Here is a 20,476-nt window from a genome sequence, read left to right on the forward strand (position 1 = left end):
GTCGTAAAGTCAGCGCTTGATAAGCCTGCGCAGGCGCTTGTGGCCGAGCACCACGCCGCCCCCGGCCATGGCCAGGGCGCCCGTGAGGAGGACGCCGCTCACGGTGCTCGACTCCTCCGCCTCGGTCTTGGGCGTGACGGGGTGCCCAACCGGAGCCGCGACCGCCTTGCCGCCGGCGGGTTCCTCAGCGGGCTCGACCTCGGCGGACTTGGTCTCGGGGGTCTTGACCTCGGCAGGCTCCTCCTCTGTCACGACCTTCGGAGGCTTGGCCGGGTTGGTGTCCTTCCTGCCCCAGGCGCCGGTGGAGAAGGGGACCGGGTAGTTCTTCTTGCCGACGCCGTCTCCCCACTTGGTGATGACGTAGTCGATCTTGATGTGACCCTGGCCGCCGACGCCGTCCACGCTGAGCGTATTGGGGTTGAACCTGCCGCCGGTCAGCTCCGCGAAGGTCTTGGCGTCCAAGTCGAGCATGATGCCACGGTTGGAAGGCACGCCCGGGCCGCGGTCACCGACGAAGAAGGGGAGCTTCTTGCCCTTGTAGACCACATATCCCTCGGTCAGCAGCGGCCAGCTCGGACTGGCGGCCAGGCCTTTCTGCATGGGCTTGCCGCTGGCGGGCATGCCCGTGTCACCGTTGCGGCCGGATCCGTCGTCCCAGTAATAGGACGCCGTGGTAGAGCCCTTGAGCAGGATCTTCTCTTCGGTGTCGGAATCGGCGTGGGCCGCCGTGCAGGCGATGGCCACAACGGTGGTGGCGGAGGTGGCGAACAGGGCGCAGGAACGCAGGCCAAAACGTGCAGACATGGGGCAGTGAGGTCCTTTGCGAGGGGTCAGGGACACGCGCTCCCCAAAAAAGGGCGTAGCAAGGCAGAACGCCGAACGGGGGTTACTACGCGGAGCGCGAAAAGAGCCTGGGAAAAGGGCCGATCAACCGGAGGCCGGCACGACGCTGTCTGGGGGTACGTACATCAAGTGCTGTGTCCTCTCCATCACGCCTACCGGGTTAGCTGACGGGTTCGGGCGGTGGAGATGCCCTACCGGCACGTGGCCGGATTCACCCCAGGGGATGGGTCCCCGGTTCCCGATCTATCGGGATTCGGCTAGGTAATGGCCCACACTTTAACCACGTATTCCGGACACACGCAAACAAATCATCATGAATCTGCAGAAAGATCTACCTAGGGCTGTAAAGGGACGAATCGGGCAGAGATCGGCGTTCGCGGGCATAGAAAGAGGGGGTACGGCATGCCGTACCCCCTCGCAATCCCAGCCTCAGCCGCCGCTCTTGCGCCTGAACGATCTTTTACTCGCAGCCGGACCGTGCGCCCCGTGGATCTTCGATGGGTCACCGCCCCTGCCACCCTCGCCCGAGCCCGCGTGCTGGTTGCGCTTGCGCTCCAGCGCCTCGCGGAACTTGCGCTTCATCTCGTCCTCGGGAGTTTCGCTGTTTTCCGGCTCCGGTGTATCCGCCATGAGGACCTCCATGGTGTTGGGGACAATCACAGCTTCGCACGGCGGCGGTTATGGCGCGAAACCGGGGCTGAGGCCGTGCCTTGGGCAAAGACGAACCGTTCCTGGTATTGCGTTGGTACGCACCGGGGAAGCAGAAGCGACATGATAGCCAACCCCCCGGAGCGGCGATGAGCGTCCTCGGCCATGACCTGGCGATGGATCTCGGGGCCGCGTGCACCCGGATCTACGTCAAGGGCAAGGGCATCGTGCTGGACGAGCCCTCGGCCGTCGCACGCCACGCCGAGACGGGCAAGGTCCTCGGGTACGGCGCGGCGGCCGTCGACGTGCCCGGCGAGACGTGCTGGCCGATCAGCGACGGGCTGCCGGCCGACGGTGAGCTCACCCGGCGTCTGATCCGGTATTTCGTCCGCAAAGTGCACGGGCATCCATTCGCCCGGCCGCGGGTGGTCCTGGCGCTGCCCGACGGGTGCACGCGGATCGACCGGGCGGCGCTGCGGGACGTGGCGTTCGAGGCGGAGGCGCGGGACATCCTGCTGATCCCGCACGCGCTGGCGGCCGCGCTCGGCGCGGGCGTGCCGGTCAAGGACTGCGCCGGGTGGATGGTCATCGACATCGGGCGCGACGCGGCCAGGATCGCGGTGCTGTCTTACGGGGCCGTGGTCGCCTCTGGCACGGTGCCGGGCGGCGGCCATGCCATGAGCAGGTCGATCGCCCGCCTGGTCGAGCGCGAGCACGGACTGCTGATCGACGAGGGCGAGGCGGAGGCGGCCAAGCGGCGCGCGGGCTCCGAGTGGAAGCCTCTGGACCGGCAGGTGCTGGTCCACGGCAGGGACGCGGAGACCGGCAGGGAGCGCACGGCGGCGCTGCCGGTGCAACTGATCTATGAGGCGACCAGGCAGCCGGTCGAGACCATCGAGCGGGCGGCGGTCGGGATCGTGGAGGACTGCCCGGCGGAACTGGTGGCCGACCTCGGGGAACGGGGTGCGGTGCTGGTGGGGGGTGGCGCGCTGCTGCGCGGGCTGTGCCGGCGGATGCGTACCGCCTTGTGCATGCCGGTGCGCCGGGCGGAGCGGCCCCTGGAGTCCGTGGCGCTCGGCCTCGGACACTGCGTGGACGACCTGGGACTGATCGCCAAGCTCAGGGGCGGCGCCAGGTGACACCGGGCCAGGCCCGGCGAACCTAGCGTTCGTCGACCAGCTCGCCCGATTCGGCCGTCGAGTCATTGGCCACGGCGAACGCGGCCCGCGCCTCCGGCAACGTGGGCGCGAGCTCGGCCGCGGCCTCCAGGTCGGCCGGGGATTCCCAGCGCCAGATGTCGACCCAGGTCCGTTCGTCGATCCGGATCAGCTTGGCCTCCGAGGGTCCGGAGATCTTGGCGCGGAGCACGGCGATGAGGGCCGCCCGTGCGGCGAGCACCTTTTCGGTGGCGGCGGGGTCTAGCCATGGAGGATGTCAAGAGGGTCGGCAAACGCACGCAGAAGGCCAGGGAGACGCGCAGGCGGATCCTGCAGGCGGCCGGGGAGTTGTTCGTGCGCGACGGGTACGGCACCACGAACCTGCAGGACATCGCGAACAAAGCGGGTGTGGCCGTGCAGACGATCTATTTCGTCTTCGGCAACAAACGCTCGTTGCTGAAAGAGCTGGTGGACGTCACGATCGCCGGGGACGACGAGCCGGTGGCGACCATGGACCGGCCGTGGTTCCACGCGGCGATGGCCGCCGAGCGTGCCGAAGAGCACCTGCGGGCGCATGTGCGCGGCGCGCGGGGCGTGCTCGAACGAGTGGCGCCGATCATGAAGGTGCTGAGCACGGCCGCGGCGATGGATCCCGAGGTGGGGGCACTCTGGCCGTACGACATCGATCCCCGCTACACGGTGCAGCGGGCGGCGGCCGACGCGCTCATGGCCAAGCCGGGAGCGCGGGCCGGTGTCTCGGCCGAGTTCGCGGCCGACGTGCTCTACACGCTGCTCAGTCCCGAGGTCTACCTGCAGTTCGTCGAGGAGCGCGGCTGGAGGCCCGAGCAGTGGGAGGAGTGGATCCACGGGACCCTGGCCGCCCAGCTCCTCCAGCCGGAATAGGACGCCGGCCCGCGCCCGGGCAGCCGGCGTGGGCGACGGCCCGCGCGGCCGGACCGGCGTACGGCGACGGCCCGCGCCCGGCAGGCGGGCGAGGGCCGAGCGTACCCGGGCGGGCGGGGGTCACGGCGTGGAGAGTGCCTCCGTCGGGGACAGGCGGGAGGCGCGGATGGCGGGGTAGAGGCCGGCCATGGCGCCGATGGCCAGCGTCGCGGCGAGCCCGCCGCCCGTGGCCCAGGCCGGGACCACGGAGGGCCAGCCGCTGTAGAGCGCGTACCCCATGGTGACAGCGGTGCCCAGGAGCACACCACCCGCTCCGCCCATCGCCGACAGTAGCAGCGACTCGGCCAGGAACTGAGTGCGGATCTGACCGCGGGTCGCCCCGAGCGAGCGGCGCAGCCCGATCTCCGAGCGGCGTTCCAGCACCGAGATGACCATGGTGTTGGCCACACCGACACCGCCCACGAGCAGGGCCACCGCGCCCACGCCCAGCAGGAGGTTGGCGAACGCCTGGCTGGTCGCCTGCTTGGCGGCCAGCGCGTCGGACGGGCGGGAGACGTCCACCTCGTTCGGCGCCTCCGGGTTGGCGGTGCCGGCCAGGACCTGGCGCACCGCCTCCAGTTGGGCCTCCTCCGAGCGGGTGTAGAGCGTGGTCGGGTGCCCGTCGAAGTCCAGCCGTTCCTCGGCCACCGGCCAGCCCACCATGACGCCGCTGTCCAGGTCCGTGGCGAGCGCGACCGGGTTCAGCACGCCGACGACGGAGAAGCGCTGGCCGCCGACGACGACCTGCGTGTCCTGGCTGACCGCGCCGATGCCGAGCCGCTGGGCGGCGGCCGAGCCGAGCACGGCCGCCGGATAGCGTTCGGTGGCCTGGTTGAGCCAGGTCCCGCTGCGCAGCGTCGCGCCGACGGTGGCGGGCAGGTCGAGGCGGGCGGCGTACGTGGCGATGCCACCGGTCTGGGCCTCGGGAATCTGCTCGGACCGGTAGACCTTGGCCGCGGAGATCTTCGCCACCGCGGAGGCGGCCTCCACGGGCCCGATGCGCTCGATCATCGCCTCGGCGTCCTTCGGCATCTGCGCCGCCTCGCCCGTGAGCGTGGTGCCCGAGGCGACGGTGAGCAGGTTGGTGCCGAGGGCGGAGAGCGTGCGGTCGAGCTCGGCGCCCGAGGAGGACGAGAGCCCGACCACGCCCACCATGGCCGCGATGCCGATGGCGATGCCGAGCGCGGACAGGAACGCCCGCAGGGGGCGCGTTCGCAGGCCCACCGCGCCGACCCGCATGACGTCGCCCAGCCGCATGCCGGCCGGGGCCAGTTTGGGCCGTTTCACTTCGACGACGGCCATCACGCCACCCCTGATTCGGCCATATCCGATGTGCCCGAGTCCGGCACCGTTTCCGATGTGCCCGAGTCCGGCACCATGTCCGGCATCGCGCTGTCCGAGATGATCTCGCCGTCCCGCATCCGCACCTGCCGGGGCAGGCTGGCGGCGATCTCCCGATCGTGCGTGATGATCACGATGGTGGTGCCGGAGGCGTTCAACTCGTGCAGCAACTCCATCACCCCGGTGCCGGACACCGAGTCCAGAGCCCCGGTCGGCTCGTCGGCCAGCACCAGCGGCGGCTCGCCCGCCACGGCCCTGGCGATGGCCACGCGCTGCCGCTCTCCACCGGACAGCTCGTGCGGCTCGTGGTCCATCCGGTGCCCGAGACCGACCCGTTCGAGCGCGGCGGCCGCCCGGCGGCGCCGCTCGGACCTGCTCATGCCGGTGTAGATGAGGCCGTCGGCCACGTTGTCCAGCGCGGGGACCTTCGCGGCGAGGTGGAAGTGCTGGAAGATGAAACCGATCGTGGTGGCGCGCAGCGCCGAGAGCTGGCCGTCGGACAGTTTCGACACGTCGTAGCCGTCGATGTGGATGGTTCCCGAGGACGGCCGGTCGAGGGTGCCGACGACGTTGAGCATGGTCGACTTCCCCGACCCCGACGGGCCGGCGATGGCGACGAGCTCGCCGTGCTCGATGCGCAGCGACACCGAGTTCAGCGCCGTCACCCCGCCGGGGTAGGACTTGGACACATCCGTCAGGGAGATCATGGGGTACGTCACTTCGGCATCCCCACGGTCATGCCCTCGGTGAGCCCGTCGCCCTCGACCTCGACGCGACCGCCGGCGAACAGCCCCGTCTCGACGGCGATGTACCTCGACGTGCCGCCCTCGATCACCTCCAGGCCGAAGCCGCCCTCCCGCAGCGCCACGAGCGCCGCGACCGGCACGGTCAGCACGTTCTTGCGCTGGGAGGCGGTGAACGTCACGTCCACCGACGCCTTGTCGAGCCCCTTGGCGGCCTTGGCATTGCCGATCGAGACCAGCGCCTCGACCCGGGTCTCGGGGTCGGCGTTCTGGCTCTCGCCCGGCACGATGACCGTGGCGACCTCGGTGACCTTGCCGTTCACGTCCTTGCCGTCGGGCAGCGTGACCTCGACCTTGGCCCCCTTCTTGGCCATCCGCTGGTCCTCTGCCTCCAGCTCGACGGTGACGACCTTGGACGTGCCCGTGTACGTCAGGACCTTCTGGCCGGGCTGGGCCGGCTGGCCCTCCTCGGACTCGATGCTCTCCACGCGTACCTTGCCCGGCGCGAAGACGACGCGGCCCAGCTCGACCACGCCGGTCTCGTCCAGGCCACGGTCTTCCTGCCAGTCCATGACGGCCTCGGCGGTGTCGTAGGTGTACTCGTCGTCGACCGTGAAGCCGTCGTAGCCCAGCTTGCTGAGGTTGCGCTCCAGGTTCTCCACGTCGTTGCCCTCCGCGCCGATCTTGAGGTCGCGGTAGGCGGGCGTGTCGCCGTACATGAGCGTGACGGGGTCGTTGTCCAGCCGGTACATCGACTTGCCGCGGGTGATCTGCTGACCGCTCTCGGGCAGCCAGGTGATCGTGCCAGGCTTCCTGGTCACCGCCGTGGTGACCGGTCCGTAGCCGAGCTCGCCATCGGCGTCCATGGTGTCGTTCAGCGTCTGCCTGGCCACCGTGGCGGTGGCCGGGGGCAGGGCCTTGGCCGACTGGGTCGGGCCCGAGGCGCCCTCCAGCAGGCCCCCGCTGTTGATCGCCACGAACCCGCCGCCCGCTGCGGCCAGCACGATGAGCAGTCCGGCGACCACCTTGCCCCGCCCGCGACGGCGGCGCGGGCGGGAGGGCGTCGCATCGGGCTCCGCCTTCCCGTCAAGGGTGGCCATTCCCATCACATTCCTCCCATACCGGCCTCAGCCATCTGCTCCTGGCACTTCTCCTGGGCGGACTTGAAGTCGGGGTCCTGGCCGACGTCGCCGGTGATGCGCATCATGCCGCCCTCGGGGTCCGGGTACTTCTCGACGCCGTTGTCCCGCATGCACTGCGCGACCTTGCGCAGGGCCTCGGCCCGCTTGGGGTCGCCCCCGCCCGCCGTCTGACCGCTCGGGGCGTACTGCTTGCAGGCCTCCTGGGCCTTCTGCATCGTCTCCCTGGGGGTGTTCTTGTCGAGCCGCAGCATGACGCCCTTGCCCGGCTCGGGGTCCGGCATGTCGATGCCGTTCTCGCGCATGCACTGGGCGTACTTGAGCGCCCTCTCGTGCGGGTCCTCGCTCGGCTTGGCGCTGGCCCCGGCCTGATTGCCGGTGCCGGTGACCGAGGCCACGTCGGAGCCGCCGGCGGCGGCGCCTCCGCAGCCCGCCAGCAGCATGGTGGCGGCGGCCAGGGTTATGAGAGCTCGTGCTCGCATGGATGATCTCCTCCGTCGAATCAACGTCGTCGAGGGGAGATGCAATACGGCCCGCCGTTTCCTCCGCGTTTCCGCGGCTGACTTATTTGGAGCAAACGCCCCGTAGGTCACACTCGGCTCTGAAAGCAGAGAGAGGGGCCTGAGCTACGCCATGCGGGTTCTGGTGGTAGAGGACGAGCGGATGCTCGCCGACGCGATTGCCGAGTGGCTGCGCGAGGAGACCCACGCGGTCGATCTGGCCCATGACGGCGAGGCGGCGCTGGAACGGATCGCGGTCAACGACTACGACGTGGTCGTGCTGGACCGCGATCTGCCGCGGGTCCACGGCGACGAGGTGTGCAGGGAACTGGTCGCCTCGGAGTCCGACGCGCGGGTGCTGATGCTGACGGCGGCCGCGCAGCTCGACGACCGGGTGACGGGGCTGTCCATCGGGGCCGACGACTACCTGTCGAAGCCGTTCGCGTTCCCCGAGCTGGCCGCCCGCGTCCTGGCCCTGGGGCGGCGCTCGCGGCCGGCCGTGCCGCCGGTGCTGCGCCGGGCCGGGATCACGCTGGACCCGGCGCGCAGGGAGGTGTTCAGGAACGGGCGGTTCGTGCCGCTGTCGAAGAAGGAGTTCGCGGTGCTGGCCGAGCTGATGCGGGCCAACGGCAACGTGGTCTCGGCCGAGCAGCTGCTGGAGAAGGCGTGGGACGAGCACGCCGACCCGTTCACGGGGGCCGTCCGGCTCACCATTCTCAAGCTGCGCCGCAAGCTCGCCGACCCGCCGGTCGTGGAGACCGTGCCGGGGGTGGGGTACCGGATCGCATGAGAATCCCGCGCCTGCAGCCCACGTTGCGACTGCGACTCACGCTCGTGTACGGCGCCGTCTTCTTTCTCGCCGGGCTGACCTTGCTCGGCGTCACCTATTTGCTGTTCAACCAACAGCTGACGCAGACGTTCGAGAGCCGGTACGCCTCGGAGCCCGGCAAGGTCAAGAACCTGTTCTTCATGAAGGACGGTGTCCTACTGGAGGGCCCGGCCGCGATCGAGTGGCTGCGCCAGCAGGAGCTGGAGCTGCGCAGCGCCGCCATCACCTCGTTGCTCACCCAGGGCGCGATCGCGCTGGTCGTGGTGGGCGGTCTGGCCGTCGGGCTCGGCTGGGTGGTGGCGGGGCGGGTGCTGGCGCCGCTGCACCGGGTCACCGACACGGCCCGCAAGATCGCCGCCGAGCCCATGGCCGAGCGCGGCCTGCATCAGCGGATCGGTCTCGAAGGGCCGGAGGACGAGGTCAAGACGCTGGCCGACACGTTCGACACCATGGTGGAGCGGCTGGACGACTCCTTCGATGGGCAGCGCAGGTTCGTGGCGAACGCCTCTCATGAGCTGCGTACGCCGCTGACGCTGAACCGGGCGTTGGTCGAGCTGGCCATGCATCGCCGTACGGCCTCCGCTGACGTCAAGGAGCTGGGCGAGAGCCTGCTGGAGATCAACACCCGCCACGAGCGGCTCATCTCCGGGTTGCTGCTGCTGGCCAGGTCCGAGCAGGAGATCGCGGATCGGTCGCCGGTGGACCTGGCCGACGTGGTGACGCACGTGGTCAGGCAGACCGAAGGGGAAGCCGCCGAGGCCAAGATCACCGTGTACGAGGTGACCGCGCAGGCGCCGACCACCGGGGACGCGTTGCTGCTCGAACGGCTGGTGCACAACCTGGTCGAGAACGGCATCCGCTACAACGTCGACGACGGCGCCGGGTGGGTGCGGGTGGTCAGCCGTACGGTGTCGGAGGGAAAGGTCGAGGTGGAGGTCAGCAACACCGGGCCGGAGGTGCCGCCCTACGACATCCCGCTGCTGTTCAAGCCCTTCCACCGGCACGGCGCCGAGCGGGTGGTCACCGCGCGGAGCGCGGGTCTTGGCCTGTCGATCGTGCAGTCGGTGGCGCTCGCGCACGGCGGCGACGTCAGGGCACGGCCGCGCGAGGGAGGCGGCCTGATCGTCACCGCCGCGCTCCCCCGCGCCCGGCACTGATAGGCGTGCGCCTGGCGGTTCGATGCCCGGGCTCACCGCCGCCCTGGCCGGCTATGCGCGCGCGTAGTGGGAGTGGACGGCGGGCTGACCGGTGTAGTTGGGTCCCGCCTGGTCGTCGGCGCCCAGGTAGCGGTAGGGCAACGTGATGGAGGCCCGGCCGGTGCGGCGGATCCTGCGCGTACGCCCGTCGTAGGCCAGGCCCGCCGCGCGAAGGTCGGCCGTCAGGCGGCGGCCCGCGGGGGCGCCGTCCCGCAGGCGAATGCCACGCGTATCGAAGTTGGCGACGAAGAGTCCGTCGTCGGTGAGCCAGTCGCCGATCCTGGCGAGGAGGCCGAGCTTGTCGCCCACGTAATGCAGACCGTGCACGCACGTGATGAGGTCGAAGCGGGTGCCGGGGCGCCAGGCCGCGACGGAGGCGGTGACCAGGTGCAGGCGTGGCGGGTTGGGCGGGCAGGCGAAGAAGCCGACCAGGTCCACACCCACGATCTCGACGTCGTCTCCGAGCAGGGCGGCGGCCTCGCTGAGGGCGTTGGCCGTTCCGCAACACAGGTCCAGCCAGCGGGCCGGCCTGGTCGGTGCGGCGCCGAGGACATTGACGATGTCGATGCCCAGCTCGCGGTCATAGCTTCGGAGGCGGCGCTCCCGGTTCATGAGGGAGTTGGCCACCACCGGGGAGTTCTCCAGCTCGTCGTCCGTGGTGATAGGCATGATGGCGGCACTTTACGGCTTTCCGGGCTAAGGCGGAGGTTTTTCATCGGCTCCGCGTCTTCACCACAAATCTGGAAATGAGTCGCTATCGTACGTAAAGATCCACCGCACCCGTCCCAGGAGTCACTTCTCTCATGGCGCATGTCGAACCGCTGCGGGAGGACGATCCAGCGGCGGTAGGGGTCTATCGTCTGCTCGGCCGGCTTGGCGCCGGCGGGCAGGGGACCGTCTACCTGGGGCAGGCGCCCGACGGCAGGGCGGTGGCGGTCAAGGTGCTGCGGGACGGCGCGGGGTTCGACGACCGGCTCGCCAAGGAGATCGAGGCGGCGCGGCGGGTGGAGCCGTTCTGCATCGCGCAGGTGCTGGACGCGTCGCTGGGGCGGCAGCCGTACATCGTGACCGAGTACGTCGAAGGACCGTCGCTGCAGCAGGCCGGCCGGCACACCGGGGCCGACCTGCAGCGACTGGCCGTCGCCACAGCCACCGCGCTGGCCGCCATCCACGGGGCGGGCATCGTGCACCGGGACTTCAAGCCCGCCAACGTGCTCCTTGGGCCCGGCGGGCCCAGGGTTATCGACTTCGGCATCGCGCGGGCCGCAGACGCCGCCGCCACGGTCACGAGCGGCATCGTGGGAACGCCGGCGTACATGGCGCCTGAGCAGCTGGCAGGGGAGGCGGTGGGGCCGGCCGCGGACGTCTTCGCGTGGGCGTCCGTCATGGTGTACGCGGCCACCGGCACGCCGCCGTTCGGCCAGGACACGCTGCCGGCGATCATCAACCGGATCCTGCACAACGAGCCGCAGCTGGGAGATCTTCCGCATCCGTTGCGTTCGATCGTGTACGGCTGCCTGGCCAAGGACCCGCGTGCCCGGCCGGCGATGGGGGATGTGCTCCTGCGGCTGCTGGGAGGCCGGAACTCCTCGGTTCAGGGGTCTGGCCCTGGTCGCGATCGCGGGTTCGGCTCTTTCATGGCAATGCCGATGTCGAGGCCGCCGGGGGTGGCGCCACGCCCAGGGCAGCAGATGCCTGGGCCTGGGCCTGGGGCGGGAGCCTTACCAGGTGCTTCTCATGGCGGGCGCGGGCGAATGGGCGTGCCGGTTGCCATCGGCGTATCGGGGGTGGTCGTGGCGGCGCTGGTCGGTGGTGTCGTGTGGCTCGGCCCGTGGTGGGCCGGCCAGGCGCCTGCGCAGCGTGCTATCGGCTCCCCCACACCGCCCGCCGAGGTCACTAAGCGGCCGACCGTGACGACGTCGCCTCCGCGCAAGGCCACGCGCACGGCTGCACCGAAACCCACGCGTACCAGCAGCCCCAAAACCACGTCCGCGCCGGCGCCCTCGTCCACCCCTACCCAGAAACGCACGACGGCACGGCCGGCACCCTCCCCCACGCGATCCACCAAGAAGCCGGCGGCGAGCGCCAAGATCAGCATCCTCGAGATCCAGCTGTCCGGCGGCCCCGGCCAGTCCGGCGCCGACGGCTGTTACATGCCGCCGGTGCACTTCCAGACCGAAATCGAGGCGTCCAGGTCCGAGATATGGATCTCCTACGTCTGGGAGGTGGACGGCAACGCCGTCTTGCGCAACCGATCCTGGGTGTCTGAGGGTGGGTACACGGCCTTCGCGACCTCCGGACAGTACATGCTGAAGGCCGGAAGCCACCGGATCAGCCTGCGGACCACCTCGCCCGCCGTGACGAGCAAGAGCATCTCCATCGACGTGTGCGCCCTGGAGACCTATTGATGCCGGACTCCATCGGCCCGTACAAGGTCATCAGGCAGCTCGGCGAGGGCGGGCAGGGCATGGTCTACCTTGCCGAGGCTTCCGACGGCACCCAGGTCGCGGTCAAGGTGCTGCGCGAGGGCGTACGCGGGGACGGGCGCTTCGCCAAGGAGATCGCCGCCGCCCGGCGGGTGGAGCCGTTCTGCATCGCGCAGGTGCTGGACGCGTCGCTGGGCGGGCGGCCGTACATCGTCACCGAGTACGTCGAGGGCCCGTCCCTACGCGAGGCCGGCCTTCACACTGGGGCCGACCTGCAGCGGCTGGCCGTGGCCACCGCCACCGCGCTCGTCGCCATCCACCGTGCCGGCGTGGTGCACCGCGACTTCAAGCCCGCGAACGTCCTGCTCGGGCGGGACGGGCCGCGCGTCATCGACTTCGGCATCGCGCGCGCCATGGACGACGGGGTGACCCGTACCAGCAGCATCGTGGGGACGCCCGCGTACATGGCGCCCGAGCAGTTCGCGGGCGCGGTCGTCGGACCGGCCGCGGACGTGTTCGCCTGGGGATCCGTCATGGTGTACGCAGCCACCGGCACCCCGCCGTTCGGCAACGACTCCCTGCCGGCGGTGCTCAGGCGGATCCAGTACGAGGAGCCGCGCCTGGACGGCGTGCCCGAGCCGCTGCGCTCGATCGTGTACGCCTGCCTGGTCAAGGACCCGCACGCCCGCCCGGCCATGCACGACGTGCTCTTCCGCCTTATCGGCGGCCCAGCACCGGCCGGCGTGCCTGACCGCCCAGCACAGGCCCGCGGCCCAGCGCAGGCGGGCGTCGCGAACGGGCCGACGCACCCGACCGCCCGCCGGCCGGTCGGAGTCGTGTTCCTCGCCGCGGGGGCCGCGCTGATCGTCACCGGTGCAGTGGTCACGGCCTGGTTCTGGCTGCCCGGCTCGCGCGAGGGCACCAGCACCGCCGCCATCGCCACAACCTCCGCCGGCGCCCCCGCCACCACCGCCGATCCCGGCCGTGCCGGGGCAACGGAATCCGCCAGGCCCCTGCGCCCGAGCCCCACCGAATCCGTCAAGCCTGCCACCCCCAAGCCGAGCGCCCCAGCTTCCACCTCCCGGCCCACGCTCACCACCTCCAAGCCGACCGCGACCAGCGACGGCGGCTCAGGAGGCGTGACGTCCGTGGCCTTCACCTACGAGGGCTTCAAGCTGGGCGACTGCTGGCGCAGCGACACCAACATCTGGGCCAAGGTCTCGGCCACCGGCACCTACAGCTACCGGTGGCTCGTCAACGGCCAGAACCAGGGCAGGCAGCAGGGCACGCCGTCGTCCAAGCCGCTGCTCCCGTCCATCGTGTGGAAGGGCCCCGGCACCTACCACGTCGTCTTCGAGGTGGTCACGCCCAGCGCCATGCGCAAAAGCGCCACGGTGACCATCTGCGACTCCTGGGAGGGCTGGTAGGGCTGAACCTCGGCCATCCCAGGGATCACGCGGGGAAGTCCTTGGGGTTGACCGAGCTGGTCTGCGCGTTGCCGCCCCTGATCTGGTGGAGGGTCAGGGTCCAGATGGTCGTCTGCGTCGAGGTCGTGGTGAACTTCAGCCGATCGTTGAAGCGCTGATAGAGGGCACCCCTGGTGAACCTGCCCTTCGACGTGCTGAACCGGTACCCGGTGGTGAAGTAGATCCGGTACGTGCCGTCCCTGACGTCCTTGATGCTCGCGGTGGACCTCGCGCGAACGTAGATGCTGATCGCCTTGGTCCTGCCCCTGACGAGGGTGACGACCCCGTCCTTGGAGGTGCCGTTCCTGATCTTGAGAGTGCCGTGGCCACCGCTGATGCGGTCATAGAGGATCTTGCCGTTGCTCGGACGCGCTGCCGCAGTGGTCTCGGTCACCGCGGCAGCGGCACGGTCGGCGGCCGCGACGGCGGGGGTGGAGGTCAGCAGGGCGCCGGTTAAGGCGACGGCCGCGACGACACCGGTATGCAGCGGTGTTCCTTCCAGAAGTCTCTTCACCGTGAATGTCTCCTTGAGGGGCTTTTGGTCATGCCCAACATAGAAGATCCCACCGTGATGACACACCTCATAGGTCCCAGCATGCACAGAACGTTCAGGTGACGCACCGCTGGGCCCCGATTCCATCTGGCCATGCCCGTGGACGACCTGGGCGCGGCCCGCCACCTGGCGCCCGCACGCACGCAGCAAGCACACAACCCGGTCGACGGCCACCATGTGCCGGTGCCGCATTTCGGACTAATCCTGACAATTCCCGAATTCCACAAACTGGCGGACAGGTTCCGTGAGGCCGGCACGTCGTTCGTCATTGAACCGTACCTGCGCTTCGCGGGGCTGCCCGGCGAGCAGTGGACGATGTTCCTGCTCGACCCCGCCGGCAACGCGCTGGAGTTCAAGGCGTTCGCCGACGACTCCCAAGTGTTCGCGGTCTAGCCGCCCGCGGCGGTACGCAGCGCGCGGTAGAGCAGGCGGGCGTCCCCCAAGTGGTGGCGCAGGAGCTTTTCCAGGCCGCCGATCGGGACGAGGTTCTGTGGCGCGCGCGGGTCCTTGTAGTCCACTCCGGCCAGCGGCGGCAGGGCCAGCGTGACGGCGTCGGCCAGCCGGACGACCTGGGCCGGCTCCAGCTCGGCGCCGGCCTCGCAGCGGGCCACACCCGCCCAGGGGGCCGATGACTGGACGGGGAGGCGTACGTACCAGGCGTGCCGCCGCCAGCTGGTGCCCATGAGGAAGACCGGCGTACGCTGCCCGGGCATGAGCGCGCCGACCACCGCGGACTGCGGCGGCGGCAGGTAGGCGGTGTGGTGCGTCTTGATGTAACCGACCGTGCGCGGCAGATGCGTACGCCCCCGCAACGGCCCGTCGACCAGCAGCAGGTCGTCACTCTGCGACCGGTGCCGCACCGCCAGGTCCACCTCCAGCTGCGTGACCTGCCGCTGCAACGCCAGCGACAGCTCCTCGAAGCTGCCGTCGGCGGCCTTGCCGGGGTGGTAGGTGGCGTGCGGGGTCTTGACCTCGGGCGCCTGCGGGAACGCGGAGATCAACGCCCGGTGGACCTCGATCTCGGCGAGGTCGGCGCCGTCCGGGCCGCACCGCACGATCCCGGCCGCGTAGGAGGCCGCGATCCCGGGAACGGGCATGGGCGCGTCGGGATCATGGACCCAGACGCGGGCGTCGATCCTGCGGACGCCGTCGGCGACCAGCAACGTCTCCGGGGCGGCGGCGTCAGGGCCGGGCGTGACGGGCTTCCAGTCGGCGGCCGGCCGCTCGATGTCCAGCACCAGCTCGGCGCTGGTCGTGCCCAGCTCGGAGAGGGCCTCGACGGCGAGGGCGGCGGCGTAGCCGGGGTCCCACGGGTCAACGGTGAAGCCCGTCACTGAACCTCCGCCTTCCGCACATGGGACCCCTTGGCGTCGCGCCTGACCTCGAAGCGTACCGGCACCCGATCGGCCAGCGCGGGAACGTGGGTGACGACGCCGATCATGCGATCTTGGCCGGCGGCGAGGCGTTCGAGCGTGGTGGCGACGGTGTCGAGCGTGGCCGGGTCCAGGGTGCCGAAGCCCTCGTCGAGGAAGATGGAGTCCAGTCCCCTGGCGACGGCGCCGGACAGGGCCAGGGCGAGTGCCAGCGCGGCTTGGAAGGTCTCACCGCCCGACAGCGTGCGGGCGCTGCGCCGCATCCCGGCCTCGCCGTAGTCGATGACCTCGATGTCGCCGGTCTTGTCGCTGAGCGCCAGCTCGTACTGGCCGTCGGACAGCTCGCGCAGCGTCTCGGAGGCCGAGGCGACCAGCACGGCGAGGGCTTCGGCGCACAACCAGCGCTCGAAGGCGTTGGCGCGCAGGCGTAGCGCGAGCTCGTGGGCGACCTTGGCTTCGTGCTCCTTCATCGCGACCTGGTTCTCCAGGTCGGCGGCCCGCTTGCGGTCCTCCTTGAGCCGGTCGAGCGCGCTCTCCGCTCGGGCCGCGGTCCCGGCGACGACGGCGCCCAGCTGGTCGGGGGAGGCGTCGCGCGGGGCGACGACGCCGTGCTCGGCCAGGCGCTCGCCGAGCCTGCGGCGGTCGGCGGCGAGCCGCTCGCCGACCCGGGCGAGCTCCTCGTCGTGCGCGGCCAGCGCGGCGCGGGCGACCTGTGCGGCCCGGTCCCGCCAGCCGAGCAGCTCGCTCCAGGCCCGGTGCAGGTCCTCGCGGACCAGGGGCGGCGGCGGGTCGTCCTGGACACCCGAGACGAGCAGCCGGTCGCGGGCGGACTCCAGCGTGCGCCAGGCGCTGTCTGCCTGCCGCTCGACCTGCTCGGCGGCGCTCCGCGCGCGGTCCAGCCGGCCGCGGGCGGCGCGTACGGCGTTGCGGGCCTCGGTGGCGAGCTCATCGGCCTTGGCGATGGCGGCCAGCCGCGCTTCGAGCTCGGCCCGGTCGCCGGAGGCGGGCAACGCGGCCAGCTCAGCCTCCAGCCGGGCGGCCTGCGTGGCCAGCATCGACGCCGACGTCTCGGCCTTGGCATGCGCGGCTCTGGCCTGCTGGACCCGTTCGCGGGCGGTGGCGAGGGCGCGATCGGCGGTGCGCATGTCGGTGGGCTGCTCGTGGCGCGGCAGCTCGATGATCGGCTGCCGGCAGACCGGGCACGCTTCGCCGACGACGAGCCGCTGGACGAGGTGGGCGGCGGCGTGGGCGTCACGCAGCCGTTCGCGGCGCGCCTCCACATTGGCGAGCGCGCGTTCGGCATCGGCCGCCTCGGCGGCCAGGCCCTCCAGCGGCGCGGCGGCTGAAGCGGCGGCGCCGCGGGCGCGCCTGGCCTCGACGTGCAACCGCTCGCGGGCGTCCAGCGCGGCCAGCGCCGCCCGCGGCGCACCCCGATCGCCCAGGGCGGCCAGCGCCTCATACGCCTCATGATCGTCGGCTTCCAGCGTGGCGACCTCGGCGGTCAGCGTCTCGACCGCCTCGGCGGCGGCGCGGCGGGCCGAAGCCAGGGTCGGGACCGCGTCGGGCATGCGCAGCGCCGACAACACCGACTGCCGTTCGGCGACGGCCGCCCGCTCCTGCTCGGCGCGGCGGATGTCGGACTCGCGGGCCCGCAGCAGGTCCAGGTCGGCGCTGATGGTCTCGGCCAGCCGCCGCAGCGCCGCCAGCCGCTCGGCCAGCTCCCGCTCGGCCTCCTCGCTCGCGCCGGACAACTTGGCGAGCTGGTCGCGGGCGAAGGAGGCGGCCTGCTTGGCGGTCTCCTCCTCGCGGGCGGCGCGCTGCCTGATCCGCTCGTACACGTCGGCGTCGAGCAGCTGCACCAGCAGGTCCTGCCGCTCGCGCGGCGCCGCGTGCAGGAACTCGGCGAAGCGGCCCTGCGGCAGCACCACGCACTGGGTGAAGAACCGGTATTCCAGACCGGTCACCTGCTGGGCCTCGATGGTGACGTTCTCGCCCTCGGCGAGGGGTTTGACCACCGCGTCGAACGCCGGAGGAGCCGCGGGGTCGAGCTCGTCGAGCCTGGCCTCCTTGGTACGCACCGCGCCCTTGGCGTCGCGTACCATCGCCCGGACCACGCCGTACCGGCTTCCGTTGCTCTCGAACACCATCGCCACCTTGCCGGCGCTGACGGACGGCGCCAGTGCGTGGGCGACGGCGCCCTCCCTCCCCCAGCGCGGCACCGTGCCGTACAGGGCGAAGCAGATCGCATCGATGATCGTGCTCTTGCCCGCCCCGGTGGGGCCGACCAGCGCGAAGTATTCGGTGTCGGTGAAGTCCACCGTCACCGGCTCGCGGAAGCTGCCGAAGTGGTCCAGGTGCAGCAGCAGGGGGCGCATCAGCCGGTCACCTCGTCGTAGAGCCGGTCGAACAGGGTGGCCACTTGGTCGTCGTGGCGTCCGGTGGCGGCAAGGTAGTCGCGGAACAACTCGCGCGGGCTGCGGTCGGCGGAGCTCGCCCGCCGCGTGGCGGGCACCGGACGGAACTTCTCATCCAGCATGACGTCCACGGCGCCGGACAGCAGCTCGCGCACGTCGTCGGCGAGGCCCACGCGGGGTTTCTCCTCGACGATCACCTTGAGCCAGTCATCGCCGGGCTCGATGGCCTCCAGCTGCTCCAGCGTGCCGCGTACGGTGCGCAGCCGGCGGGCCGAGCTGAACGTCAGCTCGCGCACCACGGCCGGACGCCCAGGCGAGACCTCGACCAGCAGCGCGCCCGGGGTGTTGCCTTCTTCGCCGAAGTCGACGGCGAGCGGCGAGCCGCTGTACCAGATCGGGCAGGGCCCGGGGATCTGCTGGCGGCGGTGGAGGTGGCCGAGCGCGGCGTACTGGGTGGCCGTCGGGAAGGCGGTCGGCTCGAAGTAGTAGGAGAAGATCGACTGCGCCTCCCGCTCGCCGCCGCCGAACGCCCCGCCGGGCAGGGTGCCGTGGGTGGTGACGAGGTTGACGGTGTCGCCGTGGAAGCCGGCGGTGAGCGCGCCGATCAGCTCGCCGATGCGGGCGGCGTAGTCGCGGTTGTGGTCGGCGGCGGTGCCGGTGAGGACCTCGGCGGCGCGTACGACGTAGCGGTGCGACAGGAAAGGCAGCACGGCCAGCCGCACCGGCTCGCCGGAGCGCGCGGTGAAGGCCAGCGTGCCGCCCGCGTCGGGACGGCGGAAGGCGCCGAGCACGTGCAGGCCCAGCTTGCCCAGCACCGGACGGTAGACCTCCAGCAGCTGCGGGTTGTCGTGATTGCCGGCCAGCACGATCACGTCGCGGTTGTCGGCCCGCAGCGCCATGAGCGCGTTGAGCACCAGCGACTGGGCCTCGGGGGTGGGGGCGGAGGTGTCGAACAGGTCGCCGGCCACGATGACGGCGTCCACGTCGTGCGTACGGGCGGCGCCGACCAGCTCGCGCAGCACGGCCCGGTGCTCGTCGAGTCGGGGGCGGCCTTTGAGCACCTTGCCCACGTGCCAGTCCGCGGTGTGGAGGATCTTCACGAAACCACCTGTGATCAGAAGGGCGGGATGTCGTCTTCGACGCCGGGCAGGCCCTTGAACGGATCACCGCTCGACGCCGTCACCTGCGCCGCCGCCTCGGACGGCCGGGTCGCCCACGCGGGGAAGGGGAAGGCCACGGCCAGCGGGACCGGGATCTCCGGCTGGGCCACGAACATGGTGCCCGGCTTGGCGATCGTGGCGCGCTCCCGGACGGCCGGGGGCAGCCAGCCGTACTCGGATCTGGCGGCCTCGGCCGGGTCGAGGCGGCCTGCGACGCGTACGGCGCTGTTGGAGACGATGCGCCGCTCCACCTCCGAGGCGGTCTGCTGGGCGCCGATGAGGATGACGCCGAGTGAGCGGCCCCGCTCGGCCACGTCCAGCAGGATCTCCTTGATCGGCGAGTCGCCCTCGCGCGGCGCGTACTTGTTGAGCTCGTCCAGCACCACGAACAGCAGGGGTTTGGCCGTGCCGGAGGACTCCTTGCGGTGGAACTCGCCGCGCAGCACCACGCCGACCACGAACCGCTGCGCCCGCTCCGGCAGGTTGTGCAGGTCCACGATCGAGACCTGGGCGTCGGAGGTGCTGACCGAGTGGGCGCGGTAGAACGGCAGGTCGCCGCGGACGATCGGGGACAGCGGGCGGACCGCGCTGCGGAGCCGGCGCAGGAAGGCGTTGACGGTGCCGAGGGGCGTCTGCGCGCCGGTCCACTGCAGCCGGCTGCCCTCGTCCTGCAGCTGGTCGGACAGCATCTCGACGAGGTCGGCGAACGTCCGGCACGTCGTGCCCTGCACCCTGACCGCACCGCCGTCACCCACGGGCTCGGCCCACGCCTTCAGCCGGGCGGCGACCTGGCCGACGAGCAGCGAATAGCCGGCCCGCTCGTCGTCGGCGTCGGCGAAGACGAACCGCAGCAGCTCGTCCTCACAGAACTCGACCAGCGTCCAGTAGAAGGCGCTCACCCCCTGGGTGCGGGTGGCGACGTGGGGCACGCCGTTCGGGTCGTTCGGCCGGGGCGGGGCGAAGACGTGCACGCTGCCGAACGGCCGCGCGGGCAGCCCGAGCCTGGCGTAGGCGCTCCTGGCCTTCTCGTCGAGGCGGAGGTTGTCGTGATCGAGGAAGAGCAGGTCCTCGCCCTTGACGGAGAAGATCAACGCCTTGGTGTTGGCCGACTCCGCGTCCAGCACCCCCGAGTTGAAGATCGAGTAGAGGAGGAAGGTGGCGAAGGAGGTCTTGGTGGCCACGCCGGACACGCCGGAAATCGACACGTGGGCGCCGCGAGTGCCGTCGAGGAAATCGAAGTTGACGTAGAGCGGCTGCCCGTCGCGGCCCATGCCCATCGGGATGCGCCGGTCCATGACGTCGAAGTAGAGCGCCTGGTCGCGGTCGCCGGCACTGGCCAGGTAGACCTGGGCGCCGGGCAGCGGCGGCACGAACACCTCCGGCTCGACCCTGGTCACCCGTATCTCGGCCACCTCGACCACGGCGGCAGGCAGCGCGCCCTCGGCGATCAGGAACACGTCCGAGTCGTACGCCGCGCCCTCGTGCCTGGCCTCCACGGTCGTCACCACGCCCGCCATCAGCACCGGCCCGTACCCGGGCACCTCCCGCCTGGTCACCACCACGTCGTCGAGCTGCAGGACCTTGCCTGGCTCCAGCCCCACCCAGAACGACAGCGGCGAGGCCGCCTGCGTGCCGAGAACCCGCCCGACCGCCGTGCCCGTCACCTCTGCCACAGGCGTCGTCGCCGACGCCCCGTTGACCGTCACTAATCCCTCCGCCCCCAAGAATGCCCTTCTATGGGAGAGT

General features: G+C 71.1%; 20 protein-coding genes and 1 riboswitch. Of the genes, 7 read left to right on the forward strand and 13 right to left on the reverse strand.

Annotation, left to right across the window (positions count from 1 at the left end; translation table 11 throughout):
• Positions 1 to 9: 9 nt before the first annotated feature.
• Both Q9G87_RS12540 and Q9G87_RS12545 read right to left on the reverse strand, forming a co-directional pair.
• Positions 10 to 804, reverse strand: a complete 795-nt coding sequence (locus Q9G87_RS12540) for a hypothetical protein (RefSeq protein ID WP_305916474.1) — start codon at positions 802 to 804, stop codon at positions 10 to 12.
• Between the two features lie 173 nt (positions 805 to 977).
• Positions 978 to 1,112: riboswitch (cyclic di-AMP (ydaO/yuaA leader) on the reverse strand.
• A gap of 160 nt (positions 1,113 to 1,272) precedes the next feature.
• Entirely contained in the window at positions 1,273 to 1,473 is a 201-nt protein-coding gene (locus Q9G87_RS12545; protein ID WP_305916475.1) for a DUF5302 domain-containing protein, read from the reverse strand.
• Positions 1,474 to 1,640: 167 nt separating this feature from the next.
• On the opposite strand from Q9G87_RS12545, the gene Q9G87_RS12550 reads away from it, so the two are divergent.
• Entirely contained in the window at positions 1,641 to 2,630 is a 990-nt protein-coding gene (locus Q9G87_RS12550) for a rod shape-determining protein (protein ID WP_305916476.1), read from the forward strand.
• Positions 2,631 to 2,652: 22 nt separating this feature from the next.
• On the opposite strand, the gene Q9G87_RS12555 is transcribed toward Q9G87_RS12550, so the two are convergent.
• Positions 2,653 to 2,889, reverse strand: a complete 237-nt coding sequence (locus tag Q9G87_RS12555) for a hypothetical protein (protein WP_305916477.1) — start codon at positions 2,887 to 2,889, stop codon at positions 2,653 to 2,655.
• A gap of 26 nt (positions 2,890 to 2,915) precedes the next feature.
• On the opposite strand from Q9G87_RS12555, the gene Q9G87_RS12560 reads away from it, so the two are divergent.
• Positions 2,916 to 3,551, forward strand: coding sequence for a TetR/AcrR family transcriptional regulator (locus tag Q9G87_RS12560; protein WP_305916478.1), 636 nt, complete (start codon positions 2,916 to 2,918; stop codon positions 3,549 to 3,551).
• A 120-nt stretch (positions 3,552 to 3,671) separates the two neighbouring features.
• On the opposite strand, the gene Q9G87_RS12565 is transcribed toward Q9G87_RS12560, so the two are convergent.
• Genes Q9G87_RS12565 through Q9G87_RS12580 form a run of 4 tightly spaced genes read right to left on the reverse strand, consistent with a single transcriptional unit; the run spans position 3,672 to position 7,295 of the window.
• Positions 3,672 to 4,892, reverse strand: a complete 1,221-nt coding sequence (locus Q9G87_RS12565) for an ABC transporter permease (protein ID WP_305916479.1) — start codon at positions 4,890 to 4,892, stop codon at positions 3,672 to 3,674.
• The gene (locus Q9G87_RS12570) at positions 4,892 to 5,638 is read right to left on the reverse strand and encodes an ABC transporter ATP-binding protein (RefSeq protein ID WP_305916807.1); all 747 of its coding nucleotides are present in this window, start codon (positions 5,636 to 5,638) and stop codon (positions 4,892 to 4,894) included. The genes Q9G87_RS12565 and Q9G87_RS12570 overlap by 1 nt, the downstream gene beginning before the upstream one ends.
• A gap of 8 nt (positions 5,639 to 5,646) precedes the next feature.
• Entirely contained in the window at positions 5,647 to 6,774 is a 1,128-nt protein-coding gene (locus Q9G87_RS12575; protein WP_305916480.1) for an efflux RND transporter periplasmic adaptor subunit, read from the reverse strand.
• A 5-nt stretch (positions 6,775 to 6,779) separates the two neighbouring features.
• Positions 6,780 to 7,295: a hypothetical protein gene (locus Q9G87_RS12580; RefSeq protein ID WP_305916481.1), complete on the reverse strand. Its 516-nt coding sequence runs from the start codon at positions 7,293 to 7,295 to the stop codon at positions 6,780 to 6,782.
• A 151-nt stretch (positions 7,296 to 7,446) separates the two neighbouring features.
• Here Q9G87_RS12580 and Q9G87_RS12585 point away from each other — a divergent pair, with 151 nt between their 5' ends.
• Both Q9G87_RS12585 and Q9G87_RS12590 read left to right on the forward strand, forming a co-directional pair.
• Complete coding sequence (locus tag Q9G87_RS12585; RefSeq protein WP_305916482.1) at positions 7,447 to 8,103, forward strand: response regulator transcription factor; 657 nt, start codon at positions 7,447 to 7,449, stop codon at positions 8,101 to 8,103.
• On the forward strand, positions 8,100 to 9,299 hold the full coding sequence (locus tag Q9G87_RS12590; protein WP_305916483.1) for a sensor histidine kinase: 1,200 nt from the start codon (positions 8,100 to 8,102) through the stop codon (positions 9,297 to 9,299). Before Q9G87_RS12585 ends, Q9G87_RS12590 begins: the two co-directional genes overlap by 4 nt.
• A 51-nt stretch (positions 9,300 to 9,350) precedes the next feature.
• Here the strand turns inward: Q9G87_RS12590 and Q9G87_RS12595 are convergent, their stop codons facing one another.
• Positions 9,351 to 10,007, reverse strand: coding sequence for a class I SAM-dependent methyltransferase (locus tag Q9G87_RS12595; RefSeq protein WP_305916484.1), 657 nt, complete (start codon positions 10,005 to 10,007; stop codon positions 9,351 to 9,353).
• Between the two features lie 134 nt (positions 10,008 to 10,141).
• On the opposite strand from Q9G87_RS12595, the gene Q9G87_RS12600 reads away from it, so the two are divergent.
• Together Q9G87_RS12600 and Q9G87_RS12605 are read left to right on the forward strand one after the other, a co-directional pair.
• Entirely contained in the window at positions 10,142 to 11,746 is a 1,605-nt protein-coding gene (locus Q9G87_RS12600; protein WP_305916485.1) for a serine/threonine protein kinase, read from the forward strand.
• Positions 11,746 to 13,191, forward strand: coding sequence for a serine/threonine protein kinase (locus tag Q9G87_RS12605; protein ID WP_305916486.1), 1,446 nt, complete (start codon positions 11,746 to 11,748; stop codon positions 13,189 to 13,191). Before Q9G87_RS12600 ends, Q9G87_RS12605 begins: the two co-directional genes overlap by 1 nt.
• A 25-nt stretch (positions 13,192 to 13,216) precedes the next feature.
• On the opposite strand, the gene Q9G87_RS12610 is transcribed toward Q9G87_RS12605, so the two are convergent.
• On the reverse strand, positions 13,217 to 13,744 hold the full coding sequence (locus Q9G87_RS12610; protein WP_305916487.1) for a hypothetical protein: 528 nt from the start codon (positions 13,742 to 13,744) through the stop codon (positions 13,217 to 13,219).
• A gap of 132 nt (positions 13,745 to 13,876) precedes the next feature.
• Here Q9G87_RS12610 and Q9G87_RS12615 point away from each other — a divergent pair, with 132 nt between their 5' ends.
• Positions 13,877 to 14,176, forward strand: a complete 300-nt coding sequence (locus Q9G87_RS12615) for a VOC family protein (RefSeq protein WP_305916488.1) — start codon at positions 13,877 to 13,879, stop codon at positions 14,174 to 14,176.
• Here Q9G87_RS12615 and Q9G87_RS12620 read toward each other — a convergent pair.
• The 4 genes from Q9G87_RS12620 to Q9G87_RS12635 are packed head-to-tail and all read right to left on the reverse strand — an operon-like array spanning position 14,173 to position 20,436.
• Positions 14,173 to 15,117, reverse strand: a complete 945-nt coding sequence (locus tag Q9G87_RS12620) for a hypothetical protein (protein WP_305916489.1) — start codon at positions 15,115 to 15,117, stop codon at positions 14,173 to 14,175. The genes Q9G87_RS12615 and Q9G87_RS12620 overlap by 4 nt on opposite strands.
• On the reverse strand, positions 15,114 to 17,531 hold the full coding sequence (locus Q9G87_RS12625) for an AAA family ATPase (protein WP_305916490.1): 2,418 nt from the start codon (positions 17,529 to 17,531) through the stop codon (positions 15,114 to 15,116). Before Q9G87_RS12625 ends, Q9G87_RS12620 begins: the two co-directional genes overlap by 4 nt.
• The gene (locus tag Q9G87_RS12630) at positions 17,531 to 18,670 is read right to left on the reverse strand and encodes an exonuclease SbcCD subunit D (protein WP_305916491.1); all 1,140 of its coding nucleotides are present in this window, start codon (positions 18,668 to 18,670) and stop codon (positions 17,531 to 17,533) included. The genes Q9G87_RS12625 and Q9G87_RS12630 overlap by 1 nt, the downstream gene beginning before the upstream one ends.
• Before the next feature lie 14 nt (positions 18,671 to 18,684).
• Positions 18,685 to 20,436, reverse strand: coding sequence for an ATP-binding protein (locus tag Q9G87_RS12635; protein ID WP_305916492.1), 1,752 nt, complete (start codon positions 20,434 to 20,436; stop codon positions 18,685 to 18,687).
• Positions 20,437 to 20,476 lie beyond the last annotated feature (40 nt).

Source organism: Nonomuraea turcica, assembly GCF_030718205.1.
GTDB lineage: Bacteria > Actinomycetota > Actinomycetes > Streptosporangiales > Streptosporangiaceae > Nonomuraea.